Source organism: Methylobacterium sp. Leaf465 (assembly GCF_001424705.1).
GTDB lineage: Bacteria > Pseudomonadota > Alphaproteobacteria > Rhizobiales > Beijerinckiaceae > Methylobacterium.
In genome coordinates this window covers 512,144-526,505 of sequence record NZ_LMRA01000012.1, presented here as the reverse complement: position 1 = coordinate 526,505, position 14,362 = coordinate 512,144, and the positions used below count along the sequence as shown (strand labels likewise).

14 protein-coding genes are annotated in these 14,362 nt (G+C 70.7%); 5 read left to right on the top strand and 9 right to left on the bottom strand.

All coding sequences use genetic code 11. The features are described 5' to 3' along the window. Positions 1–194: 194 nt before the first annotated feature. Genes ASG51_RS10875 through ASG51_RS10865 form a run of 3 tightly spaced genes read left to right on the top strand, consistent with a single transcriptional unit; the run spans position 195 to position 3,000 of the window. Positions 195–1,088: a glycine betaine ABC transporter substrate-binding protein gene (locus ASG51_RS10875; protein ID WP_082513962.1), complete on the top strand. Its 894-nt coding sequence runs from the start codon at positions 195–197 to the stop codon at positions 1,086–1,088. Beyond that, positions 1,085–2,266 carry an ABC transporter permease subunit gene (locus tag ASG51_RS10870; RefSeq protein ID WP_082513961.1) on the top strand — a complete coding sequence of 394 codons (1,182 nt, stop codon included), beginning with the start codon at positions 1,085–1,087 and terminating at the stop codon, positions 2,264–2,266. The genes ASG51_RS10875 and ASG51_RS10870 overlap by 4 nt, the downstream gene beginning before the upstream one ends. Continuing rightward, a complete protein-coding gene (locus tag ASG51_RS10865) occupies positions 2,263–3,000 on the top strand; it encodes an ABC transporter permease subunit (protein ID WP_056222740.1) in 738 nt (245 codons plus the stop codon). The genes ASG51_RS10870 and ASG51_RS10865 overlap by 4 nt, the downstream gene beginning before the upstream one ends. On the opposite strand, the gene ASG51_RS25010 is transcribed toward ASG51_RS10865, so the two are convergent. Next, the gene (locus ASG51_RS25010) at positions 2,987–4,318 is read right to left on the bottom strand and encodes a L,D-transpeptidase (protein ID WP_244480116.1); all 1,332 of its coding nucleotides are present in this window, start codon (positions 4,316–4,318) and stop codon (positions 2,987–2,989) included. The genes ASG51_RS10865 and ASG51_RS25010 overlap by 14 nt on opposite strands. A gap of 70 nt (positions 4,319–4,388) precedes the next feature. After that, positions 4,389–5,153 carry an extensin family protein gene (locus ASG51_RS10855; RefSeq protein ID WP_156389668.1) on the bottom strand — a complete coding sequence of 255 codons (765 nt, stop codon included), beginning with the start codon at positions 5,151–5,153 and terminating at the stop codon, positions 4,389–4,391. Positions 5,154–5,512: 359 nt separating this feature from the next. Between ASG51_RS10855 and ASG51_RS10850 the strand changes: the two genes are divergently transcribed. Both ASG51_RS10850 and ASG51_RS10845 read left to right on the top strand, forming a co-directional pair. After that, positions 5,513–7,582 (top strand): M3 family metallopeptidase, encoded by a 2,070-nt coding sequence (locus ASG51_RS10850; protein ID WP_056380856.1) that lies wholly within the window; start codon positions 5,513–5,515, stop codon positions 7,580–7,582. A gap of 86 nt (positions 7,583–7,668) precedes the next feature. After that, positions 7,669–8,490 (top strand): hypothetical protein, encoded by an 822-nt coding sequence (locus tag ASG51_RS10845; RefSeq protein ID WP_056380738.1) that lies wholly within the window; start codon positions 7,669–7,671, stop codon positions 8,488–8,490. 36 nt (positions 8,491–8,526) lie between these two features. On the opposite strand, the gene ASG51_RS10840 is transcribed toward ASG51_RS10845, so the two are convergent. The 7 genes from ASG51_RS10840 to purL form a co-directional block, all read right to left on the bottom strand. Further along, the gene (locus ASG51_RS10840; RefSeq protein ID WP_056380854.1) at positions 8,527–8,742 is read right to left on the bottom strand and encodes a hypothetical protein; all 216 of its coding nucleotides are present in this window, start codon (positions 8,740–8,742) and stop codon (positions 8,527–8,529) included. Between the two features lie 168 nt (positions 8,743–8,910). After that, the gene (locus ASG51_RS10835) at positions 8,911–9,798 is read right to left on the bottom strand and encodes an SMP-30/gluconolactonase/LRE family protein (protein ID WP_056380736.1); all 888 of its coding nucleotides are present in this window, start codon (positions 9,796–9,798) and stop codon (positions 8,911–8,913) included. A 66-nt stretch (positions 9,799–9,864) separates the two neighbouring features. Next, positions 9,865–10,764: an NAD(P)/FAD-dependent oxidoreductase gene (locus tag ASG51_RS10830; protein WP_056380734.1), complete on the bottom strand. Its 900-nt coding sequence runs from the start codon at positions 10,762–10,764 to the stop codon at positions 9,865–9,867. 133 nt (positions 10,765–10,897) lie between these two features. Further along, positions 10,898–11,239 carry a Grx4 family monothiol glutaredoxin gene (gene grxD / locus ASG51_RS10825; protein WP_056222726.1) on the bottom strand — a complete coding sequence of 114 codons (342 nt, stop codon included), beginning with the start codon at positions 11,237–11,239 and terminating at the stop codon, positions 10,898–10,900. Between the two features lie 44 nt (positions 11,240–11,283). Continuing rightward, positions 11,284–11,793 carry a DUF29 domain-containing protein gene (locus tag ASG51_RS10820; RefSeq protein WP_056380731.1) on the bottom strand — a complete coding sequence of 170 codons (510 nt, stop codon included), beginning with the start codon at positions 11,791–11,793 and terminating at the stop codon, positions 11,284–11,286. A gap of 22 nt (positions 11,794–11,815) precedes the next feature. Beyond that, the gene (locus ASG51_RS10815) at positions 11,816–12,052 is read right to left on the bottom strand and encodes a BolA family transcriptional regulator (RefSeq protein WP_056380728.1); all 237 of its coding nucleotides are present in this window, start codon (positions 12,050–12,052) and stop codon (positions 11,816–11,818) included. 33 nt (positions 12,053–12,085) lie between these two features. After that, entirely contained in the window at positions 12,086–14,311 is a 2,226-nt protein-coding gene (purL, locus tag ASG51_RS10810) for a phosphoribosylformylglycinamidine synthase subunit PurL (RefSeq protein WP_056380726.1), read from the bottom strand. Positions 14,312–14,362 lie beyond the last annotated feature (51 nt).

Below are 14,362 nucleotides of genomic sequence, written 5' to 3'. Positions count from 1 at the left end.
AGCGAGCCGTCGCCCGTTCCGTGGGGCGTGTCAAGCACCTGAACCTCGTCAAAGGCCGTCTACGGGGCAGCAATGTTACGGTCTGAAACATTTCTGCGCCACCGACTCCTACCGGTAGGCAGCCCCCCCTGGAATGCCAACAACCTATGTTAACGGGACGGTCCGGGGTGCGAGACTGGACGCGACGGTCCGCGATGGCTTGGCTCGCGCTCTCCGGCGTGCGGGCTCCCGACTCGGCCACGGCCGGGTCTCCCCTCGTGGTCGCCTCGAAGAGCGATACCGAGGGCGCGCTGACCGGCGCCATGATCGCCCAGGTTCTGGAGAAACTGAACTTGCCCGTCCTGCGCAAGCTCGGACTCGGGCCGACCCTGATCGTTCGCAACAGCCTCCTGTCCGGCGAGATCTCGATCTATCCTGAATACACCGGCAACGGCGCCTTCTTCACCGGCACGGAGACCGATCCGATCTGGAAGTCGCCGCAGGGCGCGTACGACACCATCCGGCGGCGCGACGCCGAGCGCGGCCTCGCCTGGCTGACCCGGGCACCGGCCAACAACACGTGGCTGATCGCCGTCAACGGGGACCTGGCACGGCGCGAGCACCTGACCACGATGACCGACTTCGCCGGAGCGGTCCGCCGCGGCCTCATTCGGCTCGCCGCCTCCACCGAGTTCGTGGAGAGTCCGGCGGCCCTGCCGGCCTTCGAGGCGGCCTATGGCTTCGCCCTGCCCTTGAATCGCATCATCAGCCTGCCCGGCGGTGATACGTCCGTCACGGCGCGAGCGGCCGCGCAGGGGATCAGCGGCGTGAATGCCGGGATGGTCTACGGGACCGACGGGGCCCTCGCGGCGCTCGACCTCGTCGTCATGAGCGATCCCCTGGATGCCCAGATCGTCTACGAGGTGGCCCCGGTGATCCGGCAGGCCGACCTCGCCCGCCACCCCGAGATCGCGCCCGCCCTGGCGCGCGTGTTCACCCGCCTCGACGCCGAGACCCTGCGGCGGCTGAACGCGCGCATCACCGTGGACGGCGACGTGGCCGAAGCGGTGGCAGCCCGTTACCTGTCCAAGAACGGGCTGCTGCCGTGACGGCGGGGACATCGGGAAGCGCGCTGCGGACGGTCGGGATCGGGCGCGTCCTCGCGTTGCTCGTCGGCACCGCCTGGCTCGGTGCCCTGGCGCTCGCCCTGACCTGGCTGCCGGTGCTCACCATCGCGCGGAACCGGCTCGCGCTCGGGGATCCGCGGACCGGCTCGGAGGCGCTCGGCGCAACCGGCGCCCTGGTTCTCGCAATGAGCGCCCTCGCCATCGCCCTCGTGGTCTCGCGAAATCGGGCGGCGGCGGCGCTCGCCACGCTTCTGCTTCTCCTGGCCATCCTGGCCTTCGGACAGGGCCTCGGCGCCGGCGCCGTCCGGTCCCTCGCCGGACTCCCGCCGGCCGCGCGGGCCAGTCTCGGATCGGGATCCTGGCTCGGCCTGTTCCTCCTCGCCGGCGCCCTCAGCCTCGCGGTTCGGCGGTCTCGCAAACCGGGTTTCGGCCTCGCCATCGGCCTCGGCTTGGGCCTGGCGCTCGTCGTCCTCGGGTGGTCGGGCGCCTTCGATGCCCTCTCGCTCGCGGTCGAGTACGCGGCGCGGCGCGAGACGGTGAACGCGGCGCTCGCGGAGCATCTCGCCCTCGCGGGCGCGGCCCTCATTCTCGCGGGTTTCCTCGCGGTCGGGCTGTCGCTGCTCCCGCAGGGGCTGGTGGCCCTGGTCCTCGGCGGGATTCAAGTCGTGCCCGCCGTGGCCCTCCTCGGGGGAATGGTCGCCGTGATGTCGGGCCTCCTCCGCGCCGTTCCGATCCTGCGGGACCTTGGTCTCTCGGCGCTGGGCCCCGTCCCCGCCATCGTCGCCATCGCCGCCTATCTGGCCCTGCCCCTCTGGCGCGGGCTGACCCTGGCCCTGCGGGCGCCGGACGACGACACCCTGCAGGCTGCCGAGGCCCTCGGCCTCTCGCGGGGACAGGTGCTGGCGCGGGTCCGTCTGCCGATCGGTGCGCCGATCCTCATCGGGGCCGTGCGGGTGGCGGCCGTGCAGGGCCTCGGCCTCGCCACCCTCGGCGCCCTTGTCGGGGCCGGCGGCCTCGGCCGCATCGTCTTCGACGGGATGGCGCAGTTCGCGCCCGACCTGATCCTCCTCGGGGCGATCCCGGTCGTGGTGCTCTCGTTGCTGACCGAGCGCGGTCTCAGCCGAGTGGAGGCCGCCGCGCGGCGGCGGTGGCACGCATGAGCCGGTCGCGACGAACCGCGGCCCTCGGCTTCGCCCTCATGGGCCTCGGCCTCGCCGTGGCCAGTCATCCCAGGGTGGCGAGCTGGATCACCGAGGCCCTGGGGGAGCCGGCGCGGCGTCCCCTGTCGGTGGAGCGCCTCCTCGACCTGGCATGGAAGCACCTCGCCCTGGCCGGAACCGGCCTCACCCTCGTGGCCGTCCTGGGGATCGGCCTCGGCATCCTGATCACGCGCCGCTTCGCAGAACCCTGGCGGCCGATGATCGATGGACTCGCGGCGGCCGCGCAGGCGGTGCCCCCGGTGGTCGTGGTCGCGCTCGCCCTGCCGATCCTCGGCTTCGGAGGTCCCCCGACGCTGCTCGCCCTCGTCGCCTACGGAATCATGCCGGTCCTGCGGGGGACGGCGGGCGCCATCGCGGGGGTGGCACCGGAGGTCCGCGAGGCCGGACGGGCGATCGGCCTGACCCGGCTCCAGATCCTGACACGGATCGAACTGCCCCTGGCCGCCCCCGATATCGTCGAGACCCTGCGCACCGCCCTGGTGCTCGCCATCGCCACCGCCGCCGTCGGCGCCCTGGCGGGGGCCTCGACCCTCGGCACGCCCATCGTGTCGGGCCTGCAGAACCAGAACACCGTGGCGATGCTCCAGGGCACCGCCGCCACGGCCGCCCTGGCGTTCCTGGCCGACGCCGCGCTGCTGGCCGGCGTCGGCGGGTGGCGCGCTATTCGTCCTTGAACACCACCTGCGCGCCGCGGCTGACGCGGTTGGCGAGGTCGCGCGCATCCCAGTTCGTCAGGCGGATGCAGCCGTGGGATTCGGTCTTGCCTACCTTCTCCGGCTCCGGTGTGCCGTGGATGCCGTAGGAGGGGATCGAGAGGTCGATCCAGACCACGCCGACCGGATTGTTGGGGCCGGGCGGGATGGTGAACTTGGTCTTCGCCTTCACGCCGGCGAACTGGTACTTCGGATTGTAGGTGTAGGTCGGCGCGTAGGCGACGCCTTCGACCTTCGCCTCGCCGGACGGGGCCGGCTTCTCCTCGCTGCCGATCGAGGCCGGATAGAACGCGACGAGTTTGCCGTCCCGGTCGAAGGCCCGCACGGCGCGGCTCTCCTTGTCGACCTCGATGCGGGTCACGTCCTTCGCGTCGCGCGCCTCGGGATCGACCGCCTGGGCGTTCGAGCCCTTCGTGTCCGTCGCCTTGCCGGTATCCTTGTTGGACTCCCTCTCGCTGGAATCTCTCTTGCCGGATTCCGTCTTGCCGGATTCCGTCTTGCCGGATTCCGTCTTGCCGGATTCCGTCTTGCCGGCCTCCTGCGACTGCTTCTTCGCGGCCTTCTCCTCGGTCGTCGCCTTGCCGGTCTCCAGCGGCTTCACCGCGGCGACCAGGATCACCGTACCGGCCTTGCCGAAATCCGCGTCGGGGTTGAGCGCGCCGAGGAGATCCGGGGCCATGTGGAAGCGCTCGGCCAGCATCTCGCGGGGGCTTGTATAGCCCAGCGCGTCGAGATCGGCCTGCTCCTCCATCTTCGCCGGCATCTTCTCGACGAAGGGCCCCGCCGCATCGACCTCCGTGACGGTATATTCGGTGAGCACCGGATCACGGCTCGTCGCCTGAAGCGTGTCGGCGAGGTCGGGCGCGATCTCCGTTTCGGCCTTCAGGCCGTTGGCGGAGGCGAAGGCCGCCAAGGCGCCGCGAAGGTTGTCGCCGTCCCGGCCGTCGATGGCGCCGGGCGAGAAATGGGCCCGATCGAGGAGGATTTGCGCCTTCACGAGCGCCGGCTCCGGGCGCTTCGCCCCGCTGCGCTTGGCCGCCTCGCCCTTCGACTCGGCCCTGTCCGTCCTCTTCGCCGCGCCCGTCTTCGGTTCGCCGCCCTGGGCGTCGGCCTTCGCGGCGTCCCCGGTCGGCGCCAGGGCTGCGGATTCCACCGCCTCGCGCGTCAGCGCCGGTCCCTCCGCCTTGTCCTTCGTCTCGGCCTGCGCGCCGCTCGCCAGGGCGACCAGGGCGAGGGCGGCGAGACCGCCGCCGATGCGTGTCGAAGGATACCTGATCACCGAAGAACTCCCGCGCTATCCGCCTGATGGCGCGGGAGTAAGCGCGCGGGGCCGTCCGGCGTTCCGCCCTTCACTGACAGAGGCGGTGGCCGGCATTCCGCTGCCGCTCGTCGAGATGGAGGTGGTTGGCGTGGGCCGCATCCGAGCCCGGGCCGAGGACCGTGCGGAAGAACGCGCAGGCCCGGCCGCGTACGGCGGCCAGGAAGGTCGCCTCCGGCGTTCCCTCCGGCGCGGCCAGCACCGAGAGGGCCGGGCGGTTGGCGAAGGTGAAGCCCATCACGTCGATGCCGTTGGCGAAGCTGTGTTCGCTGAGCTTGGCATCGGGATCGTGGTTCTGGCCCCGGCATTCGTAGGAGGTGCCGATCGTCAGCCCCTTCAGCGGCTGGCCGAGGTCGCGCTCGGCGGCCGCCTGCGCCTCCGTCGCCCAGCGGGCGAGGGATTCGGCGGCTTCGCAGACCAGGGTCACCGGCGGCGCCAGGGCAAGGTCGTCGGCCAGCGCCGTGACCTTCAGGGGCCTGGCTGCCCCGCACTGACCGTTCGTGATGGCCGGCAGAGGCTCGAAGCGTGCGCCGAGGCGCTCCAGGCGACGCCGGCAGGCCCCGTCGTCGACGGGCGCCACGGTGATGGCCAGGGCGGGGGCCGAGAGTTCGGCGGGTCGCGGGGGCGGTGCCGGCACTTCCCCGCCGTCCGCGGGCTTCACCGGTTCGGCCTCGCGCGCCTTTGCCGCCTCTGCCGGCGGCGACAGTTCCGCCGGTCGTTCGGGTGGGCGCGGCGCTTCGACCTGGGCCGGCGGGGCGAGCTCGGTTGGACGCGGCGGGGGCGCCGGCGGTGGCATCGGGATCGCCGTCGCATCCGACGGCACGCCTTTCTCCTGCGCCGAACCGTCGCGCGTGAGGCCGAGTTGGCCGGCGAGGACGAGGATCGCGGCTCCGGCAAGGCGACGGGCGGGTCGGTGACGCATCTCGTTTTCCATCTGGTCCGGGGCCCCGGAACGCCGGTAACGGTCGGGAGGCGCCGCGGGTTCGCGCGGGGCCTTTACCGCGTCAACCCAGAGACGAAACCGACGCCGTGTCGCTTGCGGGCGTAGGCCCGCATTTGCGCTTCGCGCCTGGGTGCTTACCTTGCGGCGCGACGCGCGATGAACCGGACGAAGGACTGCGAATGACCACTGGCACGCCCGACGCTTCCCAGGAGATGGCTCACGAGACGACCGCCGCCGCGGCGCGGATCGGCCCCTTCGCCGACCCGGCCTGGTCGACGCCCCACGGCCTGCCGCCGTTCGAGGACATCGTGCCCGCCCATTATCTCCCGGCCTTCGAGGCGGCGCTGGCCAGCCACCGGGCCGAGATCGACGCCATCGCGGCCGACACCGCCCCGGCGACCTTCGCCAACACGGTCGCGGCTCTGGAGCGAGCGGGGCACGACCTCGACCGCGTCGCCTCGGTGTTCTTCAACCTGAGTGGAAGCCACACCAACCCCGAGCTGCAGGCGGTCGAGCGGACCATCACCCCGCGCCTGGCCCGCCACGGCAGCGCGATCTACCTCGATGCCGCCCTCTGGGCCCGCATCTCCGCGGTGGATCCCGAGGCCGAGCAGCTCGGACCGGAGGAGCGTCGGGTGCTCGACCGCTACCGGACCCGCTTCCGCCGCTCGGGTGCCGATCTGGCGCCCGAGGCCAAGGATCGGATGGCTGAGATCGCCGCCCGCATGGCCGAGCTCGGCACCAGCTTCAGCCAGAACCTGCTCGCCGACGAGAGCAGTTTCGCCCTGCCCCTGGAGACTGAGGACGATCTTGCCGGGCTGCCGCCCTTCCTGCGCGCGGCAGCGGCGGCGGCGGCCCGGGAGCGGGCCAGCGCGCACGGCCACGTCATCACCCTGTCGCGCTCGCTGATCGAGCCGTTCCTTGTCTTCTCCACGCGCCGGGACCTGCGTGAGAAGGCCTACGACGCCTGGACCCGCCGCGGTGAGAGCGGCGGCGCCACCGACAACCGCGGCCTCATCGCCGAGATCGTCGCGCTGCGGGCCGAGCGGGCCCGACTGCTCGGCTACGACAGCTTCGCCCATTTCAAGCTCTCGGACACGATGGCGGGCTCGCCCGACCGGGCGATGGACCTCCTGCGCAACGTCTGGACGCCGGCGCACCACCAGGCCGCCACCGAGCGGGACCGGCTGCAGGCGCTGGTCCAGGCGGAAGGCCACAACTTCGATCTCGCCAAGCACGACTGGCGTCACTACGCGGAGAAGCTGCGCCGGGCCGAGCACGACCTCGACGAGGGCGAGATCAAGCCGTACCTGCCCCTCGACGGCGTCATCGCGGCGGCTTTCGACACGGCCGAGCGTCTCTTCGGCCTGCGCTTCGAAGAACTGCCCGACGTGCCGCGGTATCATCCGGACGTGCGCGCCTGGGCCGTGCGCAACGCGGACGGATCCGAGGTCGGCCTGTTCCTCGGCGACTACTTCGCCCGCGCCACGAAGCGCAGCGGCGCCTGGATGAGCGCCTTCCGGTCGCAGGAGCGGCTCAACGGCGACATCAAGCCGATCATCGTCAACGTGATGAACTTCGCCAAGGCGCCGGACGGCGAGGCCACGCTGCTCTCCTTCGACGATGCCCGGACGCTGTTCCACGAGTTCGGCCATGCCCTGCACGGCCTCCTCTCCGACGTGACCTACCCGCTGCTCGCCGGAACCGCGGTGGCGGGCGACTTCGTCGAGCTGCCGTCCCAGCTCTACGAGCACTGGCTCGAACAGCCGGAGGTGCTGCGCAAGCACGCCCGGCACTACCGCACCGGTGAGCCGATGCCCGAGGACCTGCTGAAGCGCCTGCTCGCGGCCCGGACCTTCAACCAGGGCTTCGCCACCATCGAGTACACCGCCTCGGCGATCGTCGACATGACGCTGCACCTGTCGAGCGCCGGCGAGGACGGGCTCGACGTCGCGGCCTTCGAGGCGGACGCCCTCAAGCGCATCGCCATGCCGGCCGAGATCGCGATGCGGCACCGGACGCCGCATTTCGCGCATATCTTCTCGGGCGACGGCTACGCGGCCGGCTACTACAGCTACCTCTGGTCCGAGGTACTCGATGCCGACGCCTTCGACGCCTTCCGCGAGGCCGGGGACATCTTCCATCCGGAGACCGCGGCGCGCCTGCGCAAGTACGTGTACGGGGCCGGCAACCTGCGTGATCCGAGCGAGGCCTACACCGCCTTCCGGGGGCGGTTGCCGAGCATCGACCCGCTCCTGCGCCAGCGGGGGCTGGCGGCCTGACGACCCGCCACGCGGCAGACAGGGTAACGGTTTCGTAAAGAAACAGCCTTAACCAATGCTTCCTGCCCCATCAGGAAGCATTGGTCATGACGGATAAGGCCCTCGCGGCATCGGCCGACCCCTCGCCCGACACCCTTCTCAAGCAAGCGATCCTCGGCGCCCGCGCCTCGGCCGAGAAGGCCGCTGCGCCGTCCGTCGCCGGCGGCGCCCCCTGGACCGCGAAGCTCCGCCCCGAGCCGCGTCTCCTTGCCATCGCCGCGGCAAGCCTCGGGCTCGGTGCCCTCATGGGGGCCGGCGCGATGAGCCTCGCAGCCCCGCGCGGGGCGGACGGCAGCGAGACCCTGGCGCAGATTCGCCACCAGATGGAGATCGGCCGCACCGAATCCGAGCGGCAGGTCGAGCGCCTGGCCAAGGGCCTCGCACAACTTCAGGACATTGCGGAGGCCGGCCGCCAGGAGGCCAAGGCGCGCCATACGAACCTCGCCGAGCGCCTCGGCCGCGCGGAGCAGGGCCTCGCCACGAAGCTCGCCGCCACCGGTGACCGCCTCGAGCAGGCGGAGAAGGACCAGAGCGCCCGCCTCGCCGCCCTCACCCTGCAGATCGAGAAGCGCACGGCGGCCCCGGCTCCGCCGCCCGTCGTCGCGCCCCAGGCCGCCAAATCTGCCGCCCCCGAGCCCACCGAAACGGGCGCGCTTCCGGACAAGCCGAAACCGTCACCCGCCGAGGGCTGGGCGGTGCGGGAGGTCTACGATGGGGTGGCGGTCCTGGAGGATCGCAAACGCCGCCTCGTGGAGGTCGGCCCGGGCGACACCGTTCCGGGTGTCGGACGCATCGAGGGCATCGAACGGCGGGGCAAGAGCTGGGTCGTCGTCACCAAGCAGGGCATCATCACGCCCCAGACGTGGTGAGTCCGGGTCGAGCTCGGCCGACCTGACGAACCGCGATCAGGACGCCTGGGCCTCGATCTCGGTCTCGGCGTTCCGCACGGGGAAGCGGGGCTCGATCGTCAGGGGATCCGCGATCATCGACCCCCGCGCGGCGCGGTTGCGCCCGTGGGTCAGTGCCCGCGTCTGCGCTTCCGCCGACGGATGCAGGATGGCGGTCAGGAAGGCGAGGCCTTCGAAGTCGGAATCGAGGTTCTTGGCTTCGAACACTGGCATGGCGGTCACCGGACCCGAGGTCCTGAAGGGCCCCCGGAGGGAGCCTCAGGACCCGTCATTGGCAGATAATGGGGACAGCGGCAATAAGTTCCGAAAGCCCACGATTATTTACCGTTAATTCACCTCTGCGCCGGACCGAAGGTTAACGCGGTGCGGCAGCGCACCTGATTACAGTGTTCGCGCATCCTGGTAGATCGCCGCGGGAAGGCCCCGGATGTCGGTCTCGACGGTGAGGAGGTGGCCGGCCAGCGGGTCGTCGGCCGGGTCGCGCCCGCGCAGGGCGGTGGTGATGAACAGGGTCGTCAGATCCGGGCCGCCGAAGGCGCATTTGGTGACGAGCGCGGTGGGCACCGGCAGCACGCGCTCGATCTGCCCCTCCGGATCGAAGCGGGTGATGCGCGATCCGCCGTAATGGCAGACCCAGAGATACCCAGCGGCATCGACCGTCAGGCCGTCCGGCTTGCCCCAATCGGCTTCGAAGGCCGCGAAGGGCTGGGGCGGTCCGATGCGGTCCTCCGCGATGGGATGGACCCGGATCACCCCTTCGGCGGTATCCGCGGTGTAGATCCGGCTGCCGTCGGCCGTCATCACCGGTCCGTTCGACACGGCGACCCGCCCTCCGAAGGCATCGAGGCGCCCACCGTGCCAGCGGTGGAAGGTGCCGGTGGGCTCCGCCTCGGCGTCGTCCATGGTGCTGAAGTAGAGGGCGCCATCCGGTCCGACATGGCCGCTGTTGAGCCGGTTGCCCGAGCGATGATCGTCGGGCGCCACCAGCGGATCCCGACGGCCGCTCTCCAAGTGAAGCCGCACGACGCCGGATTCGAAGCCGGCGAGCACCGTGCCGGGATCTTCCGTGAGAAGCGCGAATCCAAGCTTCTCGTCCTGCGGATAGCGCTGCGTCGCCCCGCTCGCGGGGTCGTAGCGCCAGATCGTCGGCGTCTCGACGTCGACCCAGCTGAGCGTGCCCGAGCGGGCGTCCCAGGCCGCTTCCTCGCCGAGTGCGCAGCGGCAGGGAACGGCAACGCGGGGCGTGTGCGGATGGACGCGCAGGGTCATCGGGTCGGGCTCCGGACTCGGCAGGGGCTTGAACGGGGGAGCGGCACTCCGCTCCGGCGACGTCGGTCAGGCGACGTCTTCGCGCAGTAGCTCGGTGTTGACCGCGAAGGCCGCCATGGCCCCCTCGGCGGCGGCGACCACGGCGAATTGCACCCGGCGGGAGGCGTCCCCGGCGACGAACAGGCCGGGCACGTTGGTGGTCTCGTACTCGCCCGTCGGCACCACGCCCTTTCGGGTCAGGTCGCAGCCGAGCTGCGTGATGAGGTCGGACGGCTCGCACGGCATCGTCATCAGGAACACCGCGTGGCAGGGCAGGCTGGTGCCGTCCGCGAAGGTGAGGCGCTGCGGCTGGCGGCCGTCGCCGTCGAGGCGCCGGATCGGCGTCTCGACGATGCGGACGCCATGGCGGGCGAGACGCGCGCGATCGTGGTCGGAGAGAACGGTCGGCTGCGCATCGGTGCAGAGGGTGACGTCGTCGCTCCAGACGGTCAACTCGAGGGCCATGCCCTTGGCCGCTTCGCCATGGGCATAGACGATGAGGGGCCGGTCTCGATTCTCGTAGCCGTCGCAATAGGGGCAGGAATGGACCCCGTGGCCCCAGTAGAGGTCGAAGCCCTCCACCGAGGGCAGGGCCTGATGCAGGCCCGTCGCTAACACCAGCTTGCGCGTCGTCTCGTGGCTGCCGTCGGCCAGGGTGACGCAGAAGCCTTCGTCGCAGCCCCGGGCCTGGGTGACCTCGACTGCGCGGCGCTCCACCGTGGGATAGCGGTCCAGATCGGCCTCGGCCCGGGCCCTTAGCTCCAAGGGCGGCGTGCCGTCTCGGGTGAAGACCCCCCAGCTCCGCGGCGTGACCGCGTTGCGGGGCTGGCCGGAATCGCAGAGGAGCACGTCGCGGCGGCAGCGCCCGAGGATGAGCGCAGCGTTGAGGCCCGCCGGGCCGCCGCCGACGATGATGACGTCGCGCATATCGCCCGCTCCCCGGCCTGACCTGTCCGAAGATCAACGGTCGGACACGGGGGGAGGTTCGGTGAAGGCCCCCCGGAACAGGAAAAAGGGCGCTCGCGCGCCCTCGTTCCGTTCCCCAGGGCCGACGCGCGCCTCAGGCGGCGGTCGGAGCCTTCACGGGGATGCCCTTCTCGGACAGGAACTGCTGCAGCTCGCCCGACTGGAACATCTCGCGGGTGATGTCGCAGCCGCCGACGAACTCGCCCTTCACGTAGATCTGCGGAATGGTCGGCCAGTTGGAGAAGGCCTTGATCCCGTCCCGGACCGCCGCGTCGTCGAGGACGTTGACGCCCTTGAACGGCACTTCCAGGTAATTGAGGATCTGGACGACCTGGCCCGAGAAACCGCACATCGGAAACTGCGGCGTGCCCTTCATGAAGACGACCACGTCCTGGGACTTGATCTCGTTCTCGATCGCGGTGTTGACGTCGCTCATGGGAGTCCTCGTTCGTCTCGGGTCGTGGAAGCTCGCGCTTGAGTTCAGGATTCCGGCGCGGATTTCAAGGCCGTCGATCCTGCGATCCGCCGCAGTGCCGCATCCAGATCACACGGAAGCACGAGAAGTTCGTCCGGACCGAGAGGGCATTGCGCCGGCAGGTTCGGAATCAAGGTATCGCCGTAGCGCCTCAGGCTCAACTTCGCCAGGGCCTGCGCAGATGACCAGATCTTATCCCAGTCCAGGCGTTGCCGCATGGAGCGCTCGTATCGATTCATCGCCGTGATCTGGAACGTCCCGGCTTCCTGGTACCAGTGGTCGAGGGCTGCCGCGTCCGGCGCGGACAACCGCTTCAGCAGATGCGCCAAAGTCTGTGCCAGCAGGCTCTCCACGGCCTGAACCTGGGATCGACCCACGCTCTCGATCTCCTCGGCGACGTTCTCCCAATCCAGGATGTTCGACAGGTCCGGCCGACGCGCGAGAGAACGCAGGGTCGAGGCCTGCTGCTCGGCCCAGGTCACGATGTCGTCGTCGTAGAGGCTCGGCTGGTCCATACGGTCCGCCTCCAGGGAGACCTCAATCCTGCGGGATGCCCGTGGTGAGCGCAAGGGCGTGCAGCACGCCCCCCATCCGGCCCTGCAGCGCGCCGTAGACCATCTGGTGCTGCGCGACACGGGTCTTGCCCTTGAAGGCCGTGGACAGGACCGTGGCGGCGTAGTGGTCTCCGTCGCCGGCCAGATCCTTGATCTCGATCCGGGCGTCGGGCAGCGCCTCACGGATCATCGCCTCGATCTCGCGCGCATCCATCGGCATCGGGTTGGCTCCTGACGGTCGGAAAGGGGGGCTTCAGGCCGGGACGCCCGCCGGTTGGCTCGCCATGTAGGCCGGCAGCCAGCCCTCGTGGGTCTCGCGCAAGGTGGCCAACGATATGGTCTCGCCGTGCGGCAGGGTCAAATGGTCGTTGCCCGTCACGCCGATCACGGCCGCCGGGATGCCCTGGGCCGAGGCGCTGTAGAGCAGGTCCGGTGCGGTCTCGGGGTCGACGGCCAGGAGGTATCGGGCCTGGTCCTCGCCGAACAGGTAGGCATGGGTCGCCAGGCCCTGGGGCACCTCGGGGAGGGCGGCGCCGATGCCGCCCGCCATCGCCATCTCGGCCAGCGCCACGGCGAGGCCGCCGTCGGACAGGTCGTGGACCGTGTCGACGAGACCCGACGTAATCAGGCCGCGCACGAAATCGCCGTTGCGGCGCTCCACGGCGAGGTCGACCGGGGGCGGGGCTCCCTCCTCGCGTCCGGCGATGACCGAGAGGTAGACCGACTGGCCCAGCCAGCCGGCGGTCTCGCCGATCAGCACCAGGACGTCGCCGGCGCGCTTGAGGTCGAGGGTGGCGTGGCGCGTGACGTCGTCGAGGACGCCGACGCCGCCGATGGTGGGGGTCGGCAGGATGCCGACGCCGTTGGTCTCGTTGTAGAGCGAGACGTTGCCGGAGACGACGGGGAAGTCGAGGGCCTTGCAGGCCTCGCCGATGCCCTTCAGGCAGCCGACGAGTTGGCCCATCACCTCGGGCTTCTCCGGGTTGCCGAAGTTCAGGTTGTCGGTGATGGCCAACGGCCGTCCGCCGACCGCCGTGATGTTGCGCCAGGCCTCGGCCACGGCCTGCTTGCCGCCCTCCACCGGATCGGCCTCGCAGTAGCGCGGGGTGACGTCGGCGGTCATGGCGAGACCGCGCGGACCGTCCTCGACCCGCACGATCGCGGCGTCGCCGCCCGGCTTCTGCACCGTGTTGCCGCCGATGAAGTGGTCGTACTGCTCGTAGACCCAGCGCTTCGACGAGAGGTCGGGCGAGCCCACCAGGCGCTTCAGGGCCTCGGCGCTGCCCACGGTCTCGGGCACGTCGGCGGCGGCGAGCACCGGCTGGTGCGTGTTGGCGATGTGGGGCCGGTCGTAGAGGGGCGCCTCGTCGCCGAGCTCCTTGATCGGCAGGTCGGCCATGACGACGCCGTCGTGCTTCACGACGAAGCGGAGCGTGTCGGTGGTGTGCCCGATGATCGCGAAATCGAGGCCCCACTTCACGAAGATCGCCTCCGCCTCGGCCTCCATGCCGGGCTTGAGCACCATGAGCATGCGCTCCTGGCTCTCGGAGAGCATCATCTCGTAGGCGGTCATGCCGGCCTCGCGGGCCGGCACCTTCTCGATATGGAGCTCGACGCCGAGGTCGCCCTTGGCGCCCATCTCGACGGCCGAGCAGGTGAGGCCGGCGGCCCCCATGTCCTGAATCGCGATCACGGCGCCCGAGGCCATCAGCTCGAGGCAGGCCTCCAGCAGCAGCTTCTCGGCGAAGGGGTCGCCGACCTGCACCGTGGGACGCTTCGACTCGGAGGCGTCGTCGAACTCCGCCGACGCCATGGTGGCGCCGTGGATGCCGTCGCGGCCGGTCTTCGAGCCGAGATAGACGATCGGGTTCCCCACGCCGGTGGCGGCCGCGTAGAAGATGCCGTCGGTGCGGGCGAGACCCACCGCCATGGCGTTGACGAGGATGTTGCCGTCGTAGCGCGGGTGGAAGCCCATGGCGCCGCCCACCGTCGGCACGCCGAAGGAATTGCCGTAGCCGCCGATGCCCGCGACGACGCCGGAGACGAGGTGGCGGGTGCGCGGATGATCCGGCGAGCCGAAGCGGAGGGCGTTCAGGGCGGCGATCGGACGCGCGCCCATGGTGAACACGTCGCGCAGGATGCCGCCGACGCCGGTCGTCGCGCCCTGGTAGGGCTCGATGAAGCTCGGGTGGTTGTGGCTCTCCATCTTGAAGACGCAGGCGAGCCCGTCGCCGATGTCGATCACGCCGGCGTTCTCACCCGGGCCCTGGATCACCCAGGGCGCCGAGGTCGGCAGGCCGCGCAGGTGCTTGCGGGACGACTTGTAGGAGCAGTGCTCGTTCCACATCGCCGAGACGATGCCGAGCTCGGTCAGGGTCGGGTCGCGCCCGATCAGGCCACGGAAGCGCGCGTACTCGTCCGGCGTCAGGCCGTGCTGGCGGACCAGTTCGGGGGTGATCGGAACATCGTTGCGGAACATGCGACCCTCTCGGCACCGCCCCCGTCCGGGTCCGGCCGTGCGTGACGGCTC